The 22,746-nt window shown below is 44.0% G+C and carries 18 protein-coding genes; 8 read left to right on the forward strand and 10 right to left on the reverse strand.

What is annotated here, in order from left to right; genetic code table 11:
* Positions 1-20: 20 nt before the first annotated feature.
* Positions 21-824, reverse strand: a complete 804-nt coding sequence (locus IGI66_RS16540; RefSeq protein WP_438849635.1) for a helix-turn-helix domain-containing protein — start codon at positions 822-824, stop codon at positions 21-23.
* Between the two features lie 90 nt (positions 825-914).
* On the opposite strand from IGI66_RS16540, the gene IGI66_RS16545 reads away from it, so the two are divergent.
* The gene (locus IGI66_RS16545; protein ID WP_438849636.1) at positions 915-3,086 is read left to right on the forward strand and encodes an alpha-galactosidase; all 2,172 of its coding nucleotides are present in this window, start codon (positions 915-917) and stop codon (positions 3,084-3,086) included.
* Positions 3,087-3,127: 41 nt separating this feature from the next.
* Here the strand turns inward: IGI66_RS16545 and IGI66_RS16550 are convergent, their stop codons facing one another.
* A complete protein-coding gene (locus IGI66_RS16550; protein WP_438849637.1) occupies positions 3,128-4,756 on the reverse strand; it encodes a glycoside hydrolase family 13 protein in 1,629 nt (542 codons plus the stop codon).
* Complete coding sequence (locus IGI66_RS16555; RefSeq protein WP_438849638.1) at positions 4,749-6,701, reverse strand: sucrose-specific PTS transporter subunit IIBC; 1,953 nt, start codon at positions 6,699-6,701, stop codon at positions 4,749-4,751. The genes IGI66_RS16550 and IGI66_RS16555 overlap by 8 nt, the downstream gene beginning before the upstream one ends.
* A gap of 301 nt (positions 6,702-7,002) precedes the next feature.
* Between IGI66_RS16555 and IGI66_RS16560 the strand changes: the two genes are divergently transcribed.
* Positions 7,003-8,502, forward strand: coding sequence for a sucrose-6-phosphate hydrolase (locus IGI66_RS16560; protein WP_438849640.1), 1,500 nt, complete (start codon positions 7,003-7,005; stop codon positions 8,500-8,502).
* Positions 8,503-8,518: 16 nt separating this feature from the next.
* Positions 8,519-9,502: a LacI family DNA-binding transcriptional regulator gene (locus tag IGI66_RS16565; protein ID WP_438849641.1), complete on the forward strand. Its 984-nt coding sequence runs from the start codon at positions 8,519-8,521 to the stop codon at positions 9,500-9,502.
* A 56-nt stretch (positions 9,503-9,558) separates the two neighbouring features.
* Here IGI66_RS16565 and IGI66_RS16570 read toward each other — a convergent pair whose 3' ends face one another.
* On the reverse strand, positions 9,559-10,734 hold the full coding sequence (locus IGI66_RS16570; protein WP_438849642.1) for an NAD(P)-dependent malic enzyme: 1,176 nt from the start codon (positions 10,732-10,734) through the stop codon (positions 9,559-9,561).
* A gap of 206 nt (positions 10,735-10,940) precedes the next feature.
* The gene (locus IGI66_RS16575) at positions 10,941-12,209 is read right to left on the reverse strand and encodes a 2-hydroxycarboxylate transporter family protein (protein ID WP_086305400.1); all 1,269 of its coding nucleotides are present in this window, start codon (positions 12,207-12,209) and stop codon (positions 10,941-10,943) included.
* 233 nt (positions 12,210-12,442) lie between these two features.
* On the opposite strand from IGI66_RS16575, the gene IGI66_RS16580 reads away from it, so the two are divergent.
* Positions 12,443-13,963, forward strand: coding sequence for a Spo0B domain-containing protein (locus tag IGI66_RS16580; protein ID WP_438849644.1), 1,521 nt, complete (start codon positions 12,443-12,445; stop codon positions 13,961-13,963).
* An 11-nt stretch (positions 13,964-13,974) separates the two neighbouring features.
* Complete coding sequence (locus IGI66_RS16585; RefSeq protein ID WP_010778593.1) at positions 13,975-14,637, forward strand: response regulator; 663 nt, start codon at positions 13,975-13,977, stop codon at positions 14,635-14,637.
* A gap of 369 nt (positions 14,638-15,006) precedes the next feature.
* Here IGI66_RS16585 and IGI66_RS16590 read toward each other — a convergent pair whose 3' ends face one another.
* Together IGI66_RS16590 and IGI66_RS16595 are read right to left on the reverse strand one after the other, a co-directional pair.
* Positions 15,007-15,804: a Cof-type HAD-IIB family hydrolase gene (locus IGI66_RS16590; RefSeq protein WP_438849645.1), complete on the reverse strand. Its 798-nt coding sequence runs from the start codon at positions 15,802-15,804 to the stop codon at positions 15,007-15,009.
* A 334-nt stretch (positions 15,805-16,138) separates the two neighbouring features.
* Entirely contained in the window at positions 16,139-17,857 is a 1,719-nt protein-coding gene (locus tag IGI66_RS16595; RefSeq protein WP_438849646.1) for a metallophosphoesterase family protein, read from the reverse strand.
* A gap of 225 nt (positions 17,858-18,082) precedes the next feature.
* Here IGI66_RS16595 and IGI66_RS16600 point away from each other — a divergent pair, with 225 nt between their 5' ends.
* Both IGI66_RS16600 and IGI66_RS16605 read left to right on the forward strand, forming a co-directional pair.
* Positions 18,083-18,220: a hypothetical protein gene (locus IGI66_RS16600; RefSeq protein ID WP_010778596.1), complete on the forward strand. Its 138-nt coding sequence runs from the start codon at positions 18,083-18,085 to the stop codon at positions 18,218-18,220.
* Between the two features lie 149 nt (positions 18,221-18,369).
* Positions 18,370-18,657: a porin gene (locus IGI66_RS16605; RefSeq protein WP_086304565.1), complete on the forward strand. Its 288-nt coding sequence runs from the start codon at positions 18,370-18,372 to the stop codon at positions 18,655-18,657.
* A gap of 37 nt (positions 18,658-18,694) precedes the next feature.
* Here the strand turns inward: IGI66_RS16605 and IGI66_RS16610 are convergent, their stop codons facing one another.
* The 3 genes from IGI66_RS16610 to IGI66_RS16620 all read right to left on the reverse strand — a co-directional run bounded on the left by IGI66_RS16610 (position 18,695) and on the right by IGI66_RS16620 (position 21,532).
* Positions 18,695-18,988 (reverse strand): hypothetical protein, encoded by a 294-nt coding sequence (locus IGI66_RS16610; RefSeq protein WP_086304563.1) that lies wholly within the window; start codon positions 18,986-18,988, stop codon positions 18,695-18,697.
* A gap of 173 nt (positions 18,989-19,161) precedes the next feature.
* Positions 19,162-19,677, reverse strand: a complete 516-nt coding sequence (locus tag IGI66_RS16615; RefSeq protein ID WP_086304561.1) for a GNAT family N-acetyltransferase — start codon at positions 19,675-19,677, stop codon at positions 19,162-19,164.
* Positions 19,678-19,804: 127 nt separating this feature from the next.
* On the reverse strand, positions 19,805-21,532 hold the full coding sequence (locus IGI66_RS16620) for an NlpC/P60 family protein (protein ID WP_438849647.1): 1,728 nt from the start codon (positions 21,530-21,532) through the stop codon (positions 19,805-19,807).
* Between the two features lie 296 nt (positions 21,533-21,828).
* Between IGI66_RS16620 and IGI66_RS16625 the strand changes: the two genes are divergently transcribed.
* A complete protein-coding gene (locus IGI66_RS16625) occupies positions 21,829-22,737 on the forward strand; it encodes a GIY-YIG nuclease family protein (RefSeq protein ID WP_438849648.1) in 909 nt (302 codons plus the stop codon).
* Positions 22,738-22,746 lie beyond the last annotated feature (9 nt).

Consider the following 22,746-nt stretch of genomic DNA (forward strand, 5'->3'; position numbering starts at 1 on the left):
AGATTACCGACTTCGTTCATTTAAGTCGTCTGTTTGCTTTTTTGGTAGTCGCTGGGAGCCATGCCTACTTCTGCCTTAAAAACCTTAGCAAAATAATTGCCATTCGCCATCCCAACAAGTTGAGCAATTTCATGGATCGTTCGTTGCCCGTCGATTAGAAACGGCAACGAGCGCTTGACTCGATACTTTTTCAAATAAGCCATCGGTGAGAGCGCATAGGCATTTTCGAACACACGAATCGCTTTGTATTTAGAGATACCAAACTGTTTTTCAATGTCCGCTAAACCAAGCTCCTGTTGATACTGTTGTTCCAGGTAGCCTTTTATTTCCTGAGCCAATGGATATTTTTCCATTCGCTTCGATAGCAATTCCTTTTTTATTGCTAAAACGAGTGCGTATGTTAGCTGGGTATTCTCAAAAAAAGCGACTTCAGATTTCTCCTGTAATTGTGTAACAACCTCTGTGATTGTGTCTTGAAATGCCGCAAAACTATCATGGTGTGCCTGATTTGTTGGATAAAACCACTGGAGGATTTCTTTAGAAAATTCTAGGTATATAAACTGCCAGTCTTCCCTGCCATAATAGCGGCAATCACTAGGGATCTCTGCAAGAAAGAAACTGCCGATTTTTTGGAGACTTCGCTGAGTGTCTATCTCAAAATAGCCGGTTCCTTTCAAGGTATATTGCAGCACGATCATATTGTCTTTGCGGTTTTGATTGTCCCAAAAATACTGATCACCGCCATGACCTACTCCGATCCCCTTCAGATACGGCAAGCTAAAGGTATCCAAATAGTAATAACTTTGAGCGAAATTATGATGCAATTTTTTACCCCCTCATTTAAATTATTTCTTCTTGTTGTCAATACTCCAATTACGTATGCTTACATTATATAGGAGAAAGGAGTTTACTTCATGCCAATTTTATTTGATTCTGAAAAACAAACAGTTCATCTCTCCAACAAATTCATCAGTTATGTCATAGAGATCGTAAAAGACAAATATATTACCCATCGCTATTTAGGAAAATCACTTCCTTTTTACGCGGGTAGCAATGCACTCCAAAAGATTGATCGCGGATTTGCGACAAATCCCGATAAAACGGATCGCACATTTTCACTGAACGCCTTACCGATGGAGACTAGCACACAAGGCACGGGGGATCATCGTGTCAGCAATTATCAGATTCGCAGAGAGAATGGCTCCAATGTGACAAACTTTTTTTATCATGGACACACGATCTCCAAGGGAAAACCTCGTTTAGAAGGCTTGCCTAGTTTACGCGGAGATAATACCGAAACGTTGGAAATCGCACTGATCGATGACGTTCAGGATCTGGAAATGGTTCTTTCTTATACTCTTTATGAAGACTATCCTGTCATCACTCGCAATGTCCGCTTCACTAATCACGGTGAAGAGACCGTATATATTGAAAACGCAGGCTCGCTGATGCTCGACCTTCCACGAACTAACTTCGATCTGGTTACACTGAATGGGTCGCATACAAACGAAGCCAATATCACTCGTCAGCCGCTCCATTCTGGTATTCAAAAAATCGAGAGTTCTCGTGGGACAAGCAGTCCTCAGCATCAACCCTTTCTAGCGCTAGCAGACCCCACGACCGATGAGTTTCAAGGGGAGGTATTGGCCTTTCATTTGGTTTATAGCGGCAACTTTGCTGCACAAGTTGAGGTGGAACAATATGGATCGAGCCGCATACAGTTAGGCATTCAGCCGGAAACATTTGAATGGTGCTTACCGCCTGACAAAATGTTTCAGACTCCCGAGGCAGTGCTCAACTACTCAACCAATGGCTTCAACGGAATGTCTCAGACCTTCCACGAAATTTATCAAGACCAGCTAATCCCCGTTTCTTGGCGAAAGAAAGAACGCCCTATCTTATTAAATACGTGGGAAGCAAATTATTTTGATATTCAAGAAGATGCCCTGCTCAAACAAGCTGATTTGGCGAAAGAGGCTGGCATTGAACTCTTTGTTTTGGATGACGGCTGGTTTGGACACCGAAACGATGATACTTCCTCTCTAGGAGATTGGTTTGACAATCGAGAAAAGCTCCCTGACGGCGTGGCAGGTTTAGCAGAAAAAATCCAGGAAAAAGGATTGAAATTTGGTTTGTGGTTCGAGCCTGAGATGGTCTCTCAGAATAGCCGTCTATTTGAAGCGCATCCTGATTGGGTGTTGCAAGTCCCTGATTACCCTTTAACAGAAGGACGCAGACAGTTTGTCTTGGACTTGAGTCAAACGGTCGTTCAACAGTATTTGATCGACGTTTTGACGACTTACTTAGCGACAGGCAAGATCGACTACATCAAATGGGATATGAACCGTCATTTGACCGAAGTCGGCAGTTCGGCCTATCCTGCGGAACAGCAAAAGGAAATCTCCCATCGTTACGTACTCGGACTCTATCACGTCCTTGAAACGATCACCAAACGCTTTCCTGAGTGTCTATTTGAGAATTGTTCCAGTGGCGGCGGCCGTTTCGATCCAGGAATGATGGCTTACATGCCCCAGACTTGGACCAGTGACAATACGGACGCCCTCTGTCGCAGTGGCATTCAGTATGGCTACAGCTTTTTATACCCGCCGATCATGATGGGCGCGCACGTTTCGCCTGTCCCAAATCATCAGGTGGGTCGCACCACCTCCATGCATACGCGAGGATTGATTGCGATGAGCGGGAATTTCGGGTATGAGTTAGATATTACAAATTTGACTACTGACGAAAAAACGGAAATGATTGTGCAAATCGACTTTTACAAGGCCCATCGCTCCTTGCTTCAATTCGGCAAGTTTTATCGTTTACGACCAGCGGATGCCTTCTTTGCTTCGGCTTGGTTGATCATAAATGAGACGGATATATGGATTATTTATTTCAACGGATTGGCTCGTCCCGCCGTTCCTGCGACGTATCTAAAAACGCACTACTTAGACGATCAGGCAATCTACAAAAACGAGGAGACCGGAGAAATCGTCTCTGGTGCCGAGCTGAATCATGCAGGTATTTTGATCCCGCGTATCAAAGAAGATTTTTCTACGCGAGCGTTTCATTGGAAAAAAGTGTAATTTAAAAGCATTTCCCGCGGTCACGATTGCGGGAAATGCTTTTATTTGATTTGCCGAACAGCGTAAGCCTCGTAAGGAGATAATTGCTCCCACTGCTTAGGGTTTTCGGGATAATTGTGAATCAACATTTCGTGATTCATGAGCTGCGTTGGCAATTGATACTGTTGAATGACATCAGAAAAGTTCACAACGATCGTCAGGACTTCTTTTTCATCCATACGTTGATAGGCTAGGACAAGCGGATTCTTCGTTTCCACCGCTTGATACCCTCCGTTTACGATCACATTGACTTGTTTTCTCAATTGAATCAATTGTTTGTAGGTATAAAAAAGTGAATGCTTATCAGTAAGAGCGGCCTCTGCATTTACTTTTAAGTAATTTGGATGAACCGGCAGCCAAGGGGTTTCAGTAGAAAAGCCCGCATTTCGCTGCGTATCCCACTGCATAGGATGCCGGGCATTGTCACGCCCCTTCGCATTGATGGACTGAATCAATTCCTCGACTGGATAGCCCTGTTCGAGCCGTTCATTGTACATCCGAAGACTTTCAACATCGTCTACTTCTTGAATTTGTTGGATCGGATAATTGATCATTCCGATCTCTTCACCTTGATAAATATAAGGCGTGCCCTTCATGAAATGAAGATAGATAGCCAACATCTTCCCGCTGATCACTCGATAGTCGTCCGAATCATTTCCCCAGCGAGAAATGATTCTAGGCAAATCGTGGTTGTTCCAAAACAACGAATTCCAGCCTTTTTTATCAAGTTGTATTTGCCATTTTGAGAAGACAGCGTGCAGTTCTTGCGGATCTAATGCTTTCAGATCCCATTTTCTTTTTCCTGTTTGCTTATCTAGATTGATGTGCTCAAATTGGAAGACCATAGACAATTCATCTCGCTCAGGACTTGAATACAATTCCGCGACCTCGGGGGTAGCTCCCCAGGTCTCCCCTACGGTCACCACATCATAATTTCCGAAAGTTTTACGATTCATCTCCTGCAGCAGTTCATGCAGCTTGGGGCCGTTTTGTGTAATTTCTCGATCCGGTTCTTTCCCAATCAAATCGATCACATCTAAACGAAATCCGCCGATGCCTTTCGCCAGCCAAAAGTTCATCATGTCCCAGATGGCTTGCTTCATTTGCGGATTTTCCCAATTTAGATCCGGCTGCTTTTTTGAATGCAAATGTAAATAGTATTCATCTAAGTGCGGGACATACGTCCATGCGGGACCGCCAAAATTAGATGTCAATCCATTCGGCACGCCACCCGCAACTGGTTTTCGCCAGACATAAAAATCATGGTAAGGATTCTCTTTTCCTTTTAGTGCTTCTTGGAACCAATAATGTTCATCAGAGGTGTGGTTGACGACCAGATCCATAATAATTTTAATGCTTCGTTTATCGGCCTCTTCGATTAACCGATCCATATCCGCCATTGTCCCATACTCCGATCCAATCGCTTCATAATCGCTGATGTCATAGCCGTTATCATCGTTCGGCGAGGCATAAACGGGACTCAGCCAAAGCGCGTCGATCCCTAAATAAGACAAATAATCTAAGCGCTTGATGATTCCAGTCAAATCCCCGATGCCATCGCCATTGCTGTCTTGAAAACTGCGAGGATAGATTTGATAAATAACTGCCTGTTTCCACCATTGGCTATTCATACGCTTTGCTCACCGCGAGAATGTCCTCTCCTTGAATAACATTCGCCTTATCCAAGGGACTTATTTCGCCATAAGCCGCTGAGTTTGTGACCAAAATCATGACGGTATCATCGTATCCGGCATTTTCAATGGCTTCTCTATCAAAGGTTCCCAGCAGTTCGCCTTTTTTCACACGCTCGCCCTTCTTCTTATTGGTCGAGAAGAATTTCCCTGCAAGATTCACGGTATCGATCCCGATATGAATAAGGATCTCCGCACCGCTATCTGCCTGAATCCCATATGCGTGCTTTGAGTCGTACATAACAGTCAGTACGCCATCTGCTGGCGCAAAGAGCTGATTGCTTTCAGGAGCGATGGCGATTCCTTTACCCATCATCTCTGTTGAGAAAACCGGATCATTGACTTCTTTTAACGGAACGATCGTCCCAGAGACAACAGCCGCCAACACATCATCTTGAACCTCAGAAGAGCCATCTGGATTTTCATTTATGATGACCGCCTCTTGTGCATCCTCTGCTGCTGTTGCAGGAACAGCCATTTTCTTTTTCCCATAGACAAAGGTCAGCGCAAATCCTAGAACAAAGCTGATGACTACGCCGATCATAAAGAACGGAATCGATTTAGGTGCGATTGAAATAAATCCGATGACACTTGCCGGACCCATCGCTACAGACAATACATGGAAAATCCCCAACGAGACACTAGCAACTCCTGAAGCGATCATGGCACAAACAAATGGGAATTTTAATTTTAAGTTGATCCCAAAGATTGCTGGTTCTGTGATCCCAAGCAATGCAGAGATACTCGCAGAAGAGGCTAAACTTTTTTGCTTTTCATTTTTAGAAAGTACGAAGATCGCTAACGCTGCTGCACCTTGCGCAATATTTGCCATGGATGCCACTGGGAAGATGAAGGACCCTCCCGTTCGCGCGACATCTGCTAACAACGTCGTTTCTATCGCCGGGAAGCTTTGGTGAAGCCCTGTGATCACGATCGGTGAGTAGAACAACCCGAAGACCCCTAAGCCAACGGCTCCCGTTGTTTGATACAACCACACTAAGCCATCTGTCAAACCATCAGAAACTGTACGCATCACAGGACCAACGAAAATGAAGGTTAAAAAACCGGTAATAATAATGGCTAACATCGGTGTGAAGGTATAGTCAAATGCGGCGGAAATTTTTTTATGAAAGAATTTTTCCAATGTTGCTAAAATCCAAGAAACAGCTAGTACAGGCAACACCGAGCCTTGATAGCCCGCTTGCGCCACTTCCAAACCGAAAATATTCCAGTAAGGCATCGTTCCCTCAGAAATCGCATTGGCAACACCATACCCATTGATCAAATCCGGCATAACCATCGCCATTCCCATTGCCGCCCCTAGATAACCGTTTCCGCCAAAGCGTTTCGTCGCTGAGAATCCGACTAAAATAGGCAGAAAAGCAAAAGGTGCAGAAGAAAGCAGATTGATGATACTGGCAACGTCCTTGATATTAGGAAACATTTCAACAACGGACTGCGGACCGAACAAATTTGGCGAAGTCAAGACATTGTTGATTGCCATTAGTAAACCGCCGGCTACTAAAGCTGGGACGATCGGAACAAAGATATCTGACAAGACTTTGATAAAGGCCATTACCGGATTGACTTTTTTGCCCTCAGCCGCGACCGCTTTCAAATCTTCTGTCGACGCTTCCTTCACATTCGTCAATTTGACCAGTTCAGCATAGACCTTATTTACATCCCCCGGTCCGATGATGATTTGAAATTGCCCGTTGGCTTCAAAGGTTCCCTTTACGTCTTCATTATTGTCCAATGCAGCATGATCGACCTTACTCGGATCCTTTAGTACGAGGCGTAACCTTGTGGCACAGTGAGCGGCGGCTTGAATATTCCCTTCCCCTACTGCTTTATTTACCTCTGCTGCTACTTTTTGATGATTCATGATCTATCCCCTTCCTATGTAATCGCTTTTTTCATTTTTATCATACCGCATATTTTTAAAATGTCAAACGTTTATCAAAAATATTTTTGTTCAGCAGGCAATATGATACTTAATCCTTTGATTATATGATATTTAACATTGACAAACGTTTGACAATAATAGGATTTTGCCGTATCTTTGTAATGAAAGAAGGCGTTTTCTGTATTCTTCAGTATCACACTTGGATTCATTGCTCCATACATAACTCCTCAACTTAAAATAGGATACTCACTTTTATCCTAATAGAAAGGAACAATAAAAAATGAATTTAATAGACAAATGGACCTCTGACCTGCGCTATTTACCCTATACTCAATGGAGTGACACCTATCAACATTTTTTACTCGATACGGTTCAAAACTCTCATTGGCGGCTGAACTATCATATCCAACCAGAAAGCGGACTGCTAAATGATCCAAACGGCTTTTCTTACTTCGATGGGAAATGGCAGCTCTTCTATCAATTTTATCCCATGGGACCTGTTCATGGAGTAAAATCTTGGGCCCATGTGTCATCAAAAAATTTGGTGGATTGGAAAACGGAGGGCATCGCACTCCTTCCTGATTCTGATTATGATCAGCACGGTGTCTATTCAGGGTCAGGTATCGTGGTCGATGACGAACTCGTATTGGCCTACACAGGAAATGTTCGGGATTCAAAATGGGAACGGGCTTCCTATCAAATGTTGGCGCGTATGGACAAAGATGGAAAAATGATGAAAGAGAAAAAACCGATTATTCCTTCTCCACCTGAGGGCTATACCCATGAATTTCGCGATCCTCAGGTCTTTCATCACAAAGAGACCTATTGGCTTTTGATCGGTGCACAAACCGACGAACTGGAAGGCAAAGTACTGGTATATTCCGGCGAATCCTTAGAAACATTGACGTTTGACGGGCCTTTAGATTTTTCAGATCAGTCAATGGGATTTATGGTGGAATGTCCGAACTTGGTCTTTATTGATGACCACCCTGTTTTCTTATTCTGCCCTCAAGGCTTGGATAAAACAATTATGGCTTATCAAAACATTTATCCGAATGCGTATATCGTGGCGGACGCATTGAGTCATGATGGGCTTTCACTGATCAATCCAAGCCCATTGGCTAATTTGGATGCTGGGTTTGATGTCTACGCGACACAGGCCTTCAATGCGCCAGACGGTCGAGCCTTGTCCGTAAGTTGGATTGGTCTCCCTGAAGTAGCTTATCCAAGTGATTCAGAGGGCTGGGCACATTGCTTAAGTATCATCAAAGAATTACACCTGCAAGACGGGCACTTATACCAAAAACCTATCAAAGAAGTCGTTGAATTGAGGCAGGATCAGACTTCATTTGATGGTACACTGGCTCAAACACCTACTACGATTGCAGCGCAAACAGACAACTGTTATGAATTGATGCTTGATCTTCCTGCGAATAGTAAGGGCAAATTACATCTTTATTCAGATCCGCAAAGAGATCACTCGTTAACGATCGACTTCGATACAAAAAATGGTATGATTACTTTAGACCGTTCACGCGTAAGCCATGTGTTCGCTCAAGAATACGGGACAACGAGAACCCTCGCGATCGAGAAGAATCGGTCGCTGTCCTTACAGATTTTCGTTGACCGCTCGGTTTGCGAGATTTTCGTAAATGATGGTCAGGCTGTTCTGACTGCACGAGTGTTTCCAACTGAAAATGAAAATGGCCTCTTTCTTGAAGGGAATTCCGGCCATTTTTCTGGAAATATCTGGTGTCTGCGTAAGATGATGAACGATTAAGGAGTAAGAAGATACGATGGCAATCAAATTGACAGATGTCGCAAAAAAAGCAGGCGTCTCTCCCACTACGGTTTCTCGAGTGATCAATAATTATGGCTCGCTCAGTCAAAAAACCATCGACAAAGTGCATGCCGCGATGAAAGAATTGAACTATCAACCCAACTCGCTCGCCCGCTCTTTGCAAGGAAAAAACACACAGTTGATCGGACTTATTTTCCCGACGGTGTCCAATCCTTTTTTTGGCGAACTCGTCGATAAATTGGAGGCCACACTTTTTGAACAAGGCTATAAAACGATCCTCTGCAATAGTGCCAATAACAAAGAAAAAGAACGCGCCTATATCAATATGCTCTCAGCAAATCGAGTGGATGGGATTATCGCTGGCGCACATAACCTAGGAATCAAAGAATACGATGACATCGGACTGCCCATTGTTTCTTTTGACCGCTTTTTATCGGAAAACATCCCGATTATTGGAAGTGACAATTTTCATGGTGGTTACTTAGCGACGGAAAATTTGTATCTACGAGGCTGTAGAAAAATTGGGATTCTGACAGGGAGCTTGAAATCAGATTCTCCAACGAATGACCGCTTAAAGGGCTATGAGCAATTTTTGTCCAGCAAGCAGTTAGCGTCTCACATTTTTACTATTGATTCCCGAGCCAATTCTATGGCTCTTAAAACGTTAGAAATCAAGCGGATTTTAGAAAATGGAGAGTTGGACAGCCTGTTTTGTACGGATGATCTGACCGCGATTTTAGTTTACAATATCTGCCAAGAGATGAAGATTTCAATTCCAGAAGATTTAAAGCTGATTGGTTATGATGGAACGAAATTTGTTCAAAATTATTTCCCTCAATTATCAACGATCGCTCAACCAATTTCTGATTTTGCGGATTTATTAGTGGATCTTTTGATCCAACGCGTCACCCTCCCAGAAAAAAAATTAGAACAATACTATGCACTGCCGATAAAACTTATCCAAGGAAAAACAACGTAATCTTCGCGGCAAGTAAAAAAACGTACTTCCCTCAATCGGAAGTACGTTTTTATTCGTTAAACGGTTGCTGTTTCATACACCGCATCGCTGACTGATTTCGCTACTACTTTTGCGACGCCTTCTTGGAATGGATCAGGAATGATGTTGGTCGTCGTCAATTCATCTTCATGGATCAAGCTGGCGATCCCCTTCGCCGCTGCAATCTGCATCTCAACAGTGATTTTTCGTGCTCTAGCATCCAGCGCGCCGCGGAAGATACCTGGAAAGGCCAGTACATTATTGATTTGATTTGGAAAATCACTGCGTCCTGTTCCTACGATATAAGCCCCTGCTTCCAATGCTTCATCAGGGAAGATTTCCGGTGTCGGATTTGCCATCGCGAAGATCACGGGTTTTTCTGCCATCGCCTTGATCCATTCTGGTTTTAACACGCCAGGGGCTGACACGCCGACAAAAACATCTGCGTCCACTAAGGCATCCTGCAATGTTCCAGAGGCATGGGCTGGGTTCGTGACTTTGGCGATTTCCGCATGATGCTCTGGCAATTCTGCCGCATCATCTGCGTTTAGTATGCCGTGCTTGTCTACCACAGTTACATTTTTTGCGCCTGCTGCTAAGAATTTTCTCGTCACAGAGAGTCCCGCAGAACCACCGCCATTGACAACGATTTTTACTTCCTCGATCGTTTTTCCAATCAATTTTAAACTATTGAATAACGCAGATAAGACAACGATCGCTGTCCCATGCTGGTCGTCATGAAAAATCGGAATGTCACATTCTTCAATCAAACGCTGTTCGATCTCAAAACAGCGCGGCGCACTGATATCTTCTAAATTCACCCCGCCAAACGTCGGTGCCAGCGCTTTGACGATCTGGATGATCTCCTCGGTATCTTGAGTGTCCAAGACCAAGGGGATCGAATCTACTCCAGCAAATCGTTTAAATAACGCTGCCTTTCCCTCCATGACTGGCATTGCTGCCTCAGGCCCGATATTGCCTAATCCCAAAACTGCTGAACCATCGCTGATCACAGCAACCGTGTTTTTTTTCGTTGTCAATTCGTACGCCAATTTTTTGTCTTCCGCAATAGCCGAAGAAACTGCCGCCACACCTGGTGTATACGCAATACTCAAATCCTCACGATCATTGATCGTGACCTTCGATACAACTTCTAATTTGCCGCCGTTTTGTTTTGCTTGTTCTAATGCCAACTCTTTTACATCTTTCGTCATGTTGATTGCTCCTTTTTCATTTTAATAGATCTATTTTTTCTATCCAGAAAAATAACTTTGTTTTTCAGGCCGTATGTCATTCCTCTATACTTTGCTGCCCTTGTTCGGATTGATGTCTTTATTCCCATACCACTAATAATCCTGCGGAAAGAGGAACTGAAATCCTTCTTCAGTTTAATATTACTGTGTTTATTTTTCGAGCTTTCTTAAAAGATCATCCGTAAGACACCGGTCATCACGATCACGGTGATGGCTCCGCCTAGGCGTGTCGCTACTTGCGCAAATGGCATCAGGTTCATACGATCCGCAGTACTTAAAATCGCCACGTCACCGGTTCCCCCCATGCCACTTTGGCAGGCAGAGATAATCGCTGCTTCGACAGGATTCATGTTCATAAAGCGTGAAATGAAGAAGCCGGTCACGATGATCGTGAAGACAACACTGATCACCACGATGAAATATTGCCAGCTAAGTGTGCCAATCACATCTTTCAATGGGATATACAGCAGGCCCAATCCAGCCATTAATGGGAACGTGAAATTTCCAGAAATAAATTTGTACAATTGTTTTGAGCCGCGTTGAGTTTCTTTTGGCACAACGTTCAAATATTTCAACAAAGAGGCCAATACGATCATCAATACAGGTCCCGGGAATCCGGTAAAATGCTGCAGCAAGCCGCCGGCGATAAACAAGGTACACGCCGTCAATACGCCAGCCCCCATTAATTTGACATCGATCGGTGAATTGTCTTCTTTTAATGCATCCGCCATGTCATCAGTGTCGCCAACTTTGACTAGCTGTCCTTGACCAGAAAATTCTGGACGTTTTTCGCCAAAGCGCGAAAGCAGCGCGGAACACATGATCGCGAAGAAATTACCAATGATCGTTGCCGGAATCAATTGCGCCACTAATTGCTCACTTCCGACTCCAGTGATTGCGCTGTATCCGATCGATAGCGGCAAGATGCCTTCTCCGATTCCTCCAGCAAGAACGGGTGTAACGATGTAGAACAAAGCGTGCTGCCAATCAAACCCAACCAGCACTCCCACAAGTGTCCCGACACCCATCGCAAAGATCATCCCTACCATCATAGGTACGATCATTCGCATCAAGCCCTGTACCAGCATCTTGCGGTTCATTCCCAAAATACTGCCGCAAACAAGACAAGCAATGTAGAAATACAAAAAGTTGGCTTCCTTCATTAAGATGTTCGCAGAAGCTAATACGTTTTGGTTGACCAAATTGAAAAATACCAAGATCGACGGAACTAAAAGAGATAAAATTGCCGGTCCACCAAAGTTTTTGACAAAGGGCAGATTTCCACCGATCGTCCCTAATAACCATCCCATTGTTAAAATGACTGCGAAGCCCCCCAGCATATTTACCGGCAGCTGCTGCGCCATCCCCGTCACGAAGATCACTGCTGAAAGCACGACGTATACCGGCAGCGGGACAGACCCTACTTTAACGTCCATCCACTTTTCGAGAAAAGAGTGCGCCTTCTCGCTCGACTTCGGATGGGTCAGATTCACACTGGGCTTTTGAACATTTTTTTCCATGATTGTTTCTCCTCCTCATTTGTTTCCGCTTTCAGCATAATCGGTTTTCAACGCCTTCGATAGATTATTCAACTTATTTAAGTAACTCAATTAATTTAAGCGAACGACGAAAGAACTCCCATGCTATACTTATTTCGGAGGAACAAACAATGAAAAAAGGACTACGCCTGTGGGCTTTGCTATCTATTATTTTTATCGCCACGCTCCTAGTGACCAACACCGTACTTTATAGTGTGATTTTATACCAGGACGCGAAGATCGTTCAAAAAAGAGAAGAAGAACTACTGCTGTCTGTCGGCAAGCAATTGGCTTTAGAACCTTCTGTTCGGCAAACATTACAGAAGAATGCCTTTTCCGAAAAAACGGAGGCCTACACTTTAGAGGTCGCCAAGATCCATCAGATGGACTTTATCGTACTGATGGATATGAAGGGGATTCGATTGACCCACCCAGATGAAACGAAGATCGGCAAACATTTTGAAGGCGGGGATGAAGCAAAGGCGCTTCACGGAAAATCCCACGTCTCGATAAGTGAAGGCACCTTAGGCAGATCGTTGCGAGGCTTTGTGCCTGTTTTTGAGAAGGATCAACAGATCGGCGTGATTGCTCTGGGGATCAAACTCGATTCCTTGACTCAATTAGTCGAAAATTCACGCCAGCAATACACGATCGCACTGCTGGTCAGCATCGGCGTCGGATTGATCGTTGCATCGATCGTTGCGTATTACTTGAAGAAGCAACTACTGAATTTGGAGCCAAAAGAGATCTCCCGTCTGCTAACGGAACGAAATGCGATGCTCGACGAGACCAAAGACGTGGTGGTCGTCATCGATACCGACGATACCATCAATTTAGCAAATATCGCTGCTAACGAGATGTATCATAAATTGAGCGGGTCGGCGGATTCCTTGACGGGCAAAACGATTGATCAGCTTCTATTGGATAAAGAACAAATCGACTTCACCCGCTCCGTACAGCAGCTCTATCGCCAAAACGGGCAGGATTATCTGTTTTCAGTCGCTCCGATCTCTGTTCATAAAAAGCGGGTCGGTTCGATCCTCTTCTTACGAAACGCGACAGAATCGTTATTTGTAACGGACCAATTGGCGAATACGACGGCTTACGCTTCCGCCCTGCAAAGCCAGTCTCATGAGTTTATGAATAAGCTCCATGTCATTTACGGCTTAGTGGATTTGGAAAGCTATGACGAACTGAAGATTTATTTGAACGATATTTTGAAGCCTGAGAAGGAATTTTCTCATCGTCTTTCCCTTCTGGTAAGAAATCCAGTAATTGCCGGTTTCTTCATTGGAGAACGGGAAAAATTTGCGGAACGAAAGACCCAGCTTTTAATTGAAATCTCGCCGGAAATCCCGAATACCGCAAACCAGGAGCAAACGACACATTTGATCAACGTCTATCGCTACATCCATCACGCGCTCCTGCTGCGTCATTTACCTGACGAGATCATCATGGCGATCGATTATCGTGAACAACGTCTGAAAACCTGTTATCATATTCAATTGAAAGAAGCCGATGTACGGACCCTCGAGTCTGTCTTCACCGAGAATTATTTCTCGCAGCTCATTGAAGATGCGCAAGGAACATTTCAACTGGTGACAAACGAACAAACCCTTTCCATTTGCTTAGAAACGACGTATCAAGAATAAGGAGAATCGACATGAACGTGCTGATTATCGAAGACGATCCGATGGTGGAATTCATCCATCGCAGCTATTTAGAAAAAATGGGGCTCTTTCAAGCCCTCTACTCCGCCGCAACAGTCGAAGATGCGGAAAATTTGTTAGCAGAAAAAACAATCGCGCTGATCTTACTAGATATTCATTTAAAGGATGGCAACGGGTTGGACATCTTGAGAAAACTGCGGATGAACCAAACGAACCATGAAGTCATTTTGATCACCGCAGCCAACGAAGCGCCCAGCGTCAAGGAAGGACTGCACCTTGGCGTTATCGACTATTTGATCAAACCCTTCACGTTTGAACGATTTAAAAAAAGTATCGCCTTGTTCCAAGAAAAAAAGCAGCGCCTCGAAGGCATCGAGGTCGATCAAGCGACCCTTGACTCACTCTTCAAACAAGCAGCACCCGCCCCTTCCGATGACTTGGAAAAAGGCTTGTCTGTAGATACGCTAACTCATATTTTGACGGTCATTCATGACATCCATCAGCCCTTTACGATCCAAGAGTTAGCGGATCAATGCGGCCTGTCCCACGTGTCAGTACGAAAATACATCAGTCATTTGGAACAAACGAAACAATTAAAAGCAGAGACTGTTTATACCAAGGTTGGCCGTCCCTATAAGGCTTTTCGACGTTTGTAAATGGAAACGACTACCCCCTTAATTGACTTAGCCAGCCACCTGCTTTAGCATGAGTTTCGTTTAATTTTCTCATAGCAGCCTTCTTTTTGGGAAAAAGCCGGTTCTCACAAAATACGTATGCGATAAGATTAAGAAACAGTCTACAGATGATTAACCAAAAACACCTTGCCGCTCCATACGTAAGCGGCAAGGTCTTTCAACTATTACTAAATCTTCCCCGGAATGACAGAGTGAACTGTCATCACCGAGGCTCACCACTTTATCCATGCTTTTTATAGGTTCGTAGCGAAGTAGAATGATCAAACTGCAATAGCACGCTCTCCTCACAAAGCATATCCCCCATAAAAAAGTCATTTTGCTTTCGCCAATCTATCCGAACTGATCGTCCCCAATCAAGCCCTTTTCTAAGCAAAAATGGTAGATGCCCTCTTCGGCCACATGACCGATGACTTCATCCGCGATTTCTTTCAAATCCTCAGACGCATTGTCCATGGCCAATCCCCAGCCAACGGCTTCAAGCATCTCAATGTCATTATTCCCATCGCCGAATGCAATCGCTTGATCTCTATCAAAGCCATAATAATCCAGCATTTCCTTGATCCCAGTACCCTTACCGCTGCTAGTTGGGATGATGTCTACCGCACGATCCCACCAAGCCGTAATCTTCGAATCCGTCGTATGCTTCATTACTTCCGCATACTCTTCTTTGCGAGCGCCTAGCATTAATTGAAAAATTTCTTCCTTCTGTATCGTCGCATCAAAGTCCTCTGATACAATTACCGGTTGATGAGCGAATGCAAAATAATCAATTAAATCCACATCTTCGCCATTCGTAATGGTTTTATCACTCGTAGCGATCGCTACCGGACGATTCAGCGCCTTCGCATTTTCAACAACCTGCCCCACATCCTTTTGCGGAATCGGATTTTTATAAATACTCTCTTTTTGGTTAAAACAATAAGACCCGTTAAAGGTCAAAAAAGCATCAAAAGTCAGATTTTCAAACTGAGGCAGCGCGATCGGGCTTCTCCCCGTCGCAATGCAAAGAACAATATTCTGTTCTTTAAGCGCTCTCAAAGTCGCCAGCATCTTTTCTGAAATTTGTTTTTTCTCCATATCAATCAATGTACCATCCACATCAAAAAAAATAATCTTTACGTCCTTCATCCTATACCACCTTCTCTTATTTCCTATTTTCCAAGCTCAAAACTTCTACTAGATTCTGTTTACTCCACGTTTGATCCTCACTTTTAACCATTTTCCCATAGATAATCGGTCTTTTCTGCTAAAAAAGCACATTTATTACCAATCCTTAATTTCTGTGATTTCGATACAACTTTCGGAATTCCGAGTTCTAAAAAAGCGACGAAAAAAAGTACGAATTCCCGTTCCAAATGTCTTTTTACCGGTTTTTACTCAAATTATATTTATCGCTTAACTTTTTCACTAAACAAACTTCCTTGATAGAAGCTGGCTCTCTTCAATCAAGGAAGTTTGTTTTCTATTTATTCATTTCTGTTTCGTGAAGCAAACTCATTAATTCAAACCCCGTATTCACCTTCGAATAGATCGAACACACGACAAACAATCGTTTGCCCGCAAACGCCGTCTTCTTAAATCGGCGTGAGGACGCGGGAATATGGTGGTGCCCGTGGATCGCGCCGATAATGTTGTATTGGGCGAATAGCCTCTCTATCTCTGGTTCCCCGCAGGTATTTTCCATGTTGTAGGCGTCACTCGTTTCTGGCAGCAGACTCAATTCATTGAATAATGGTGCATGACTCACGATCACTGTGGGCGTCTCTTTGTCTGCGCCCAACAAGTTTTTTAGTGTACGCAGAATGAAGCGCTGCTGCTCCTTTTTTCGTTGGACTAAAGCGACAGGAAGGGTTAATCCAATATATCGAACCCCTTCATAAACAAGGCTCTCGTTATTCAACACAGTCATTTTCGGAAAACGCGGAGCGATCTCTGACTTCACCGCTTCGTAAAAATCGTGATCCCCTGTAGGCAGCAAATACCATGCTTCATCCGGCTCCCGATGCAGCTCCTTGAACCACTCATAGTTGAAAAAGGGTTCCCACTTTTGCCACTTCGCATCGGTAAAATCGGTCGTCTCCGGCAATGCATCGGTTAGATCGTGATTTCCCAGAAGATAGATTCCTTTGATTTCTTCCTCCGTGAGATGAGAATCCGACATATCTCCCGCCATAATGTTGAAGTGTCGATTGGTAAAAGGCAGCGGCCCCTCCTTCACGTGGGCGTCAGACACTACATTGATCAAATTTCGATTCTCCGTGGAATGAACATTGGTGAAATATTTTTCCGCCTCGTCGGGTGGAACACTGTGCGCGATGTAATTCTCCCGCGTCCTTGCCAATTCCTCGCCATATTCTGAGCGTAACAGCGGCTGGGTATTGACCACTGGAGCAGAATCTGCCACCACCAGCGCGTTCTCCAATCCCTGCTTCACCTCCTGCGGCAGCAAGGACAACGCCGAGTCAATATCTGAATGGATCGTCAATCCCTGATCGATCAACTGCTGATTTTCTTCCCCCGTCTCTAAGAACTGTACTTCTTTGCCATCAATCATTAAAGGCAACGAATTGGCTGCTTGGACAACAAACTTCAAATATTCCGAAAGATACCCGGCGATCCCAGTTTTGGCATTTTCACTAAAGAGGAATTTCCCCGCCAGGTTTGCCGACAACGGCCCTGTCTCATCATGCTGCATCAATCGCCCCGCGACTTGGATCTCCAGTAACGGATTTTGCAGGATCGCCTTGTAGGCTTGCTTTACCTCAAAGGAAGTCTCCGATACTTGGTTCCCCGTCACTTGAAAAATACTCAACGTCAAATACTTTTCGATCGTCGATTGGTGCAGCTCGATATAGCGTCGAATTTCCTCTGGATGGAGCAAATACTGGATCGATGCCCGCTGAATATAATTTCGCGCAGTGTCGTAAGGGATCGCTGAATAGACAAGATCGCCCCTTGACGAAATCGCCATGGACCGTTTTCTTGTATCATAGGTCAATTGAAAATACTCATTTCTAAAGACGGTTTTATTTACTGGACGGCGGCGATTTTCAGGATAGCCGGCGATCCGTTCAGCCAGCATCGGTGATAGTGCCCCGTTTAAAGGTAAGGGAATGGTCTGCTTTTTGATGACTAATTCTTTCTTTTCGTCCTTTGGTTTCACAAAAACACCTCGATTCAAGGAGGGACTCTCCTGTATACTATGTTCATTATAACGATTTCGCCGATCATTGGCGGAATAAGTCGTGAATCCAATGAAATTTTTAGGAATTTCTCGTCTGCCGAATCAAGCTTGAGAAAATAACAAGTAAAACGGGTTATACATTATTTCGTTTTCCTAAACATATTTGAAGAGAATGATTTCCCTTTCAATGGTAGCATGGCTTCAGAGAGGGAATGATTATAGATGGAATTAGTTATTGGCAACACGATCACGACAATCGATTGCTACGGTGAGGAAGTCACAGGAATCATCGAAAAAATCTATGCGAACACGATCATCGTCGGCACCACGACAGAAAAATCTGTCTGCCCCATCGCATAAATAGTAGAAGAACAAACGGCAACGCATCGAGAGAGTGCGCTGCCGTTTTTGTTTGACCCTAGTTTTTTCCAAACTGTAAAAAATCAGAATGCCTTTGCTGTTCGTTTATCTCGTATACTATATGTAGAAAAGAACTATAAAAGAATTAGGTGATTATTTTGGAAAAATATGTCTATGCTGCTTTGCTTTCTTCTTGTATTTTTCTGGAACGTACGTCAGTCATAAGCCTTTCCGTTTTTCTACTTGTATTTGGAATCATCGCTGGAATCGCTGCGGGCCGTGTTTTTCTTTTTCACAAGTACGAAGTCTTCTACCTATTTCGTAAAGATGGACTCCTTAGTGAAAATGGGAAAATCGTGATTCTCTGCTCCAGTGTCCTCATTTATCTTCTCGCGCTGTCCTTTATAGCCATCGGTTCTTGGATGTTCTTCCAATGAGCCTTCTTCAATTAAAAAAGACCCTCAGAGGTCTTTTTTAGTTGGCGTTGGCTTCCACCACATACACCTGATCATCCTTGAGACACAATTCATCGACTAAAAGACGCTTCATCTCTTCTTTTTTCAACGTCGTCTTCCCTCTGAAAACATCGCTGCCATACACTTCCCATTGGGCTGCTTCTTTTATTTTGACATGCTGAAGAATGTTCGGCGCAGGGACCGCTTTGAATGAGACCACCAGCTCATGTAGGACGACATCAGCGGCAGCTTTCTTCGATCGCATGCCGAAATTCGCAAGAAAGGACCGCCATTGCGGTGCTCGATTCGCCATATTCTCCACCCCAAATCATTATTTTTCTTTTTGTATCCGCTTCATTCGCTTAATTATACCAAAATATGCGCAAAATTAATAAACTCCTCCTGTTTATTTTCAGAAATGTACGTGTTAATCAGAAAAATGATTCGAGGCTTTTTGAATCGATAAGCTGCTTTTCCCTTGTTCCCTTAGAATTTCAACAAATATGAAGGATGATCTAGTCCAGTGGGTTCATAATACTGGTTGCCTTGAAATTGGAAGCCGAGTTTGCTCAGCACCTTGGCGGACCCTTGATTTTCTGGATGGTGGCCGGCGAATAGTGCGGTCAAGTCGGTGCTTGATCTTGCATAATCAATGACCGCTGCTGCCGCTTCCTTCGCAAGGCCTTTTCCCCATGCATCAGGGACTAAGTGAAAGCCGAGTTCCGCGACATGATTCTCTAAATCGTAGGCATGGAGCCCGCAGCAGCCGACGAATTTTTCGCCATCCTTTAGAAAAATCGGCCAATATTGAAACCCGGCAGTCGCCTGACTATCGATCTCCAGCTGCAAGCGCTGAGCGACTTGCTCTTTCGACAGGTTCCCCTTCTGCGCTATAAATTTCGTCACATTGGGATTCCCCCAAAGTTTTTCCGCCCATTGACTATCCTCTTCTGACCAAAAGGAAAAATAAAGCCGCTCTGTTTCTAATTGTTTTCTTCTCATAGCTATCACTCATTTCTATCGCTATTTCTTTTTACTATAAACACTGTTGTTTCTATTAAACGACAAAAAAATATCCAAGTAAACACCGTCTGCAGGAGTTTTCTTGGATATCCTTAGTTCTTTTAGTTTAGTATACGCGGACACCAAAGTCTGGTGAATAGTATTGAGTCGAACCGTATTTCACGTTTTCACCTGGTTGTGGTGCGTGAATGTATTGGTCGCCTCCGGCTGAGATCGCTACATGGTAGCTTGATCCTTTGTCGCCCCAGAATAATAGATCCCCTTGTTGCGCTTGGTCAACTGAAATTTGTGTACCTGATGATTCTTGGGCCACAGTCCAAACACCAATGTCTTTTCCAGTTACTTGTTTGTATACATATTGAGTAAGACCTGAGCAGTCAAAGCCGCTGGTGTCTTTTCCACCCCATACGTAAGGTGTGCCGATATATTTCTCCGCTTCGTTCACAACTTGCTGACCACGTGTAGCATCAGTTGATTGTTGTTGTGCGGCTTGATCTTGCTGTTGTTGCGCCGCTTGCTGTTGTGCCGCTTGCTGTTGTGCCGCTTGCTGTTGTGCCGCTTGTTGCTGTGCAGCTTGTTCTTGTTGTTGTTGCGCCGCTTGCTGTTGTGCTGCCTGCTCTTGTTGTTGTTGAGCGGCTTGTTGCGCAGCTTGTTCTTGCTGTTGTTTTTGTGCTGCCGCTTGTTGTTGTGCGGCTTGATCATTCTGAACCGCTTGTTTTTCAGGTGCTGGCGCTGGCTGATCTTGCTTCACTGCCGGTGCTTGCTCTGCTGGAGCAGGTGCATCTGAAGTTGGTTGCGGTTGAGCGATATCTGATGTTGATGCCAATGTTGAAACATCTGTTGAAGCAGTGGTGTTGACTGCTGGTTGTTCCGCTGCTGGTGCTTGCGGTGTTGCATTTTCAACCGGTGCAGTTTCCACAGGTGCTGCTTGCGGTGCAGGTGCAGCGTCTTGTGTGACTGCGCCATTTCCAACGATCACAGATTGTCCAGCATAAATCGTGCTGTTATCGATCTTGTTCCAATCCGTAAACTCTTTTACACCGATTCCGAATTGATCCGTGATAGAATTAACTGTATCGCCAGATTGAACCGTATATTCATTTGGTTGTTCTGGTGCCGCTGTTGCCGCTTGTTCTGCTGGTGCCGGTTGTGCAACTGGCGGTGTCACAGGTTGTGTAGCATCATAGCTAGTCAAGTCGTGTTCTTGAATCGTTGAAACCAATTTTTGAACATAGCCTTGATCTTCGTTTAAGCGTCCGGCTAACGCTGCTGCTGCAGCTTGGTAATCTTTCGCATTGCTGCGCCAAGTTCCGCTGAAGTAGTTTTCGTTGCCGTCGCGAGAAGTTGTTTTGATGATCTCGATGTAATCTTGGATCGCTTCTTTATATGAACCGTATTTTTTTAATTCTTTCTTTTCGGTTTGACCGTTTCCAGAATCCTTTTTGTCTAGCATTGCTGACTGGCCTTGATACTGACCTTCTAAACCAAATAGATTGTAATAAGGTGCCTGTGCGTATTCGTTGTTTCCCCAGTCACTTTCTACAATGGCTTGCGCGATCATGATCGAAGCATAAAGGTCATGCTTTTCTGCTAACGGTTTGATTTGACTAGAAATTTCATTTATAAACGCTTTTTGGTCAACATTTGACGTAGTGGCTGTCGTTTTTCCTTCAACGGCTTCAACTTTATGCGTATTTAGTAATGGTGCCGCTACCGAAACCGTCACTAATGCTGTACCTACGACAGCAGACCCCTTTTTAAGATAGCGATAGTTAGTGGTCTTCTGTCGTTTTTGCTGACGTCGTTCACGTCTGGTTAAAACTTTATTTGACATTTAACATCTCTCCGTTTCTCTCTCTCATTGCTTTCTTAACGTAATTAATTATAACACAATAGAAATGGGCGGTCATTGTTAACGATTCCTATTTTTTGATATTTTAGATTATTTTTTACGGATTTAGACCAAAATGCCCTATTTTTCAATTATTTTCCGAATAGTTAAAAAAAAGATTCCACAACCACCTTTTTAAAAGTCGTTTAGAAATCTTTTTTGTCCATTCGAACAAACGAGGTGATCAATTGCTAAAAGAAAAAATCAGAAGCCTACCGAAAACACCTGGAATTTACAAGATGAAAAACACGCAGGGGAAAATTATCTACGTCGGAAAGGCAAAAAATTTAAAACAACGTGTGAGTTCTTACTTTATTAAAAACAGTCAGCATTCTAGAAAAGTGCAAGAAATGGTCCGCTGGATCGACGATGTGGAGGTTGAATTGACCGATACAGAATTCGACGCTCTCTTATTAGAATGCCATTTGATTCATCAGATACGTCCTCGATACAATCGTGTGATGAATCATTACGAAAGCTATGGCTATTTTCAATTTACTGACCAGGCACCCTACTTGAAGGTCTTGAATGAATGGTCCGATAAAGGTTTAGTGATCGGTCCATTTTTCAAAGAAAGCAAAATTCAAGAATTAAAGCAGATCATCAGCAGTGTTTACCGCCTTGACGGACCCTTGAAGTACGTGGCAGGAATCGTCAAGGATTATCGTGAGATCAGTCCTGAAGCAGAATTTGACTTGCGCATCCAAGAGATCAAGGAAACCCTTTTAGGGCAATCCACGGCGTTATTGACACGAATCGATGAGCGGGTCCAGGCAGCGAGTGCGCGACACGATTACGAATCCTCGCATCAATGGTGGAACAATTACTTGACCGTCCAGCGCTTCTTACGCCGCAACAAACAATTGATCCAGATCATGCAAAACAAGACCTTCGTAGGGATCTTGCCTGAGGATGGATACTACTATTGTTACTTATACGCAAAAGGCGAGCTGTTGACTCGTGTCGTTTATCGGCGAGAGCCTACCTTCGAGCAAGCCAAAAAGCGGATGGAAAAAGCCGTTTCTGCGAATACATGGCAGCGGCTTGAAGCCAAGGATCGACTAGATAAATCAGATGTCGATCTCTTCCCTCTCTTCTTCAATTACTTGAATAAACACGGGCAGGTACAGGCTTTTGAGGGGGATTAGAAGGGGTTC

It is taken from the genome of Enterococcus sp. AZ048, assembly GCF_051715125.1.
Taxonomy (GTDB): domain Bacteria; phylum Bacillota; class Bacilli; order Lactobacillales; family Enterococcaceae; genus Enterococcus_A; species Enterococcus_A gilvus.

Excerpts from the sequence above, each read along its gene's own strand:
- IGI66_RS16560 (WP_438849640.1), top strand. The coding sequence starts at position 7,003 with ATGAATTTAATAGACAAATGGACCTCTGACCTGCGCTATTTACCCTAT.
- IGI66_RS16555 (WP_438849638.1), bottom strand. The coding sequence starts at position 6,701 with ATGAATCATCAAAAAGTAGCAGCAGAGGTAAATAAAGCAGTAGGGGAA.
- IGI66_RS16585 (WP_010778593.1), top strand. The coding sequence starts at position 13,975 with ATGAACGTGCTGATTATCGAAGACGATCCGATGGTGGAATTCATCCAT.
- IGI66_RS16615 (WP_086304561.1), bottom strand. The coding sequence starts at position 19,677 with ATGAGAAGAAAACAATTAGAAACAGAGCGGCTTTATTTTTCCTTTTGG.
- IGI66_RS16550 (WP_438849637.1), bottom strand. The coding sequence starts at position 4,756 with ATGAATAGCCAATGGTGGAAACAGGCAGTTATTTATCAAATCTATCCT.
- IGI66_RS16545 (WP_438849636.1), top strand. The coding sequence starts at position 915 with ATGCCAATTTTATTTGATTCTGAAAAACAAACAGTTCATCTCTCCAAC.
- IGI66_RS16610 (WP_086304563.1), bottom strand. The coding sequence starts at position 18,988 with ATGGCGAATCGAGCACCGCAATGGCGGTCCTTTCTTGCGAATTTCGGC.
- IGI66_RS16600 (WP_010778596.1), top strand. The coding sequence starts at position 18,083 with ATGGAATTAGTTATTGGCAACACGATCACGACAATCGATTGCTACGGT.
- IGI66_RS16580 (WP_438849644.1), top strand. The coding sequence starts at position 12,443 with ATGAAAAAAGGACTACGCCTGTGGGCTTTGCTATCTATTATTTTTATC.
- IGI66_RS16575 (WP_086305400.1), bottom strand. The coding sequence starts at position 12,209 with ATGGACGTTAAAGTAGGGTCTGTCCCGCTGCCGGTATACGTCGTGCTT.
- IGI66_RS16620 (WP_438849647.1), bottom strand. The coding sequence starts at position 21,532 with ATGTCAAATAAAGTTTTAACCAGACGTGAACGACGTCAGCAAAAACGA.
- IGI66_RS16570 (WP_438849642.1), bottom strand. The coding sequence starts at position 10,734 with ATGACGAAAGATGTAAAAGAGTTGGCATTAGAACAAGCAAAACAAAAC.
- IGI66_RS16625 (WP_438849648.1), top strand. The coding sequence starts at position 21,829 with ATGAAAAACACGCAGGGGAAAATTATCTACGTCGGAAAGGCAAAAAAT.
- IGI66_RS16565 (WP_438849641.1), top strand. The coding sequence starts at position 8,519 with ATGGCAATCAAATTGACAGATGTCGCAAAAAAAGCAGGCGTCTCTCCC.
- IGI66_RS16590 (WP_438849645.1), bottom strand. The coding sequence starts at position 15,804 with ATGAAGGACGTAAAGATTATTTTTTTTGATGTGGATGGTACATTGATT.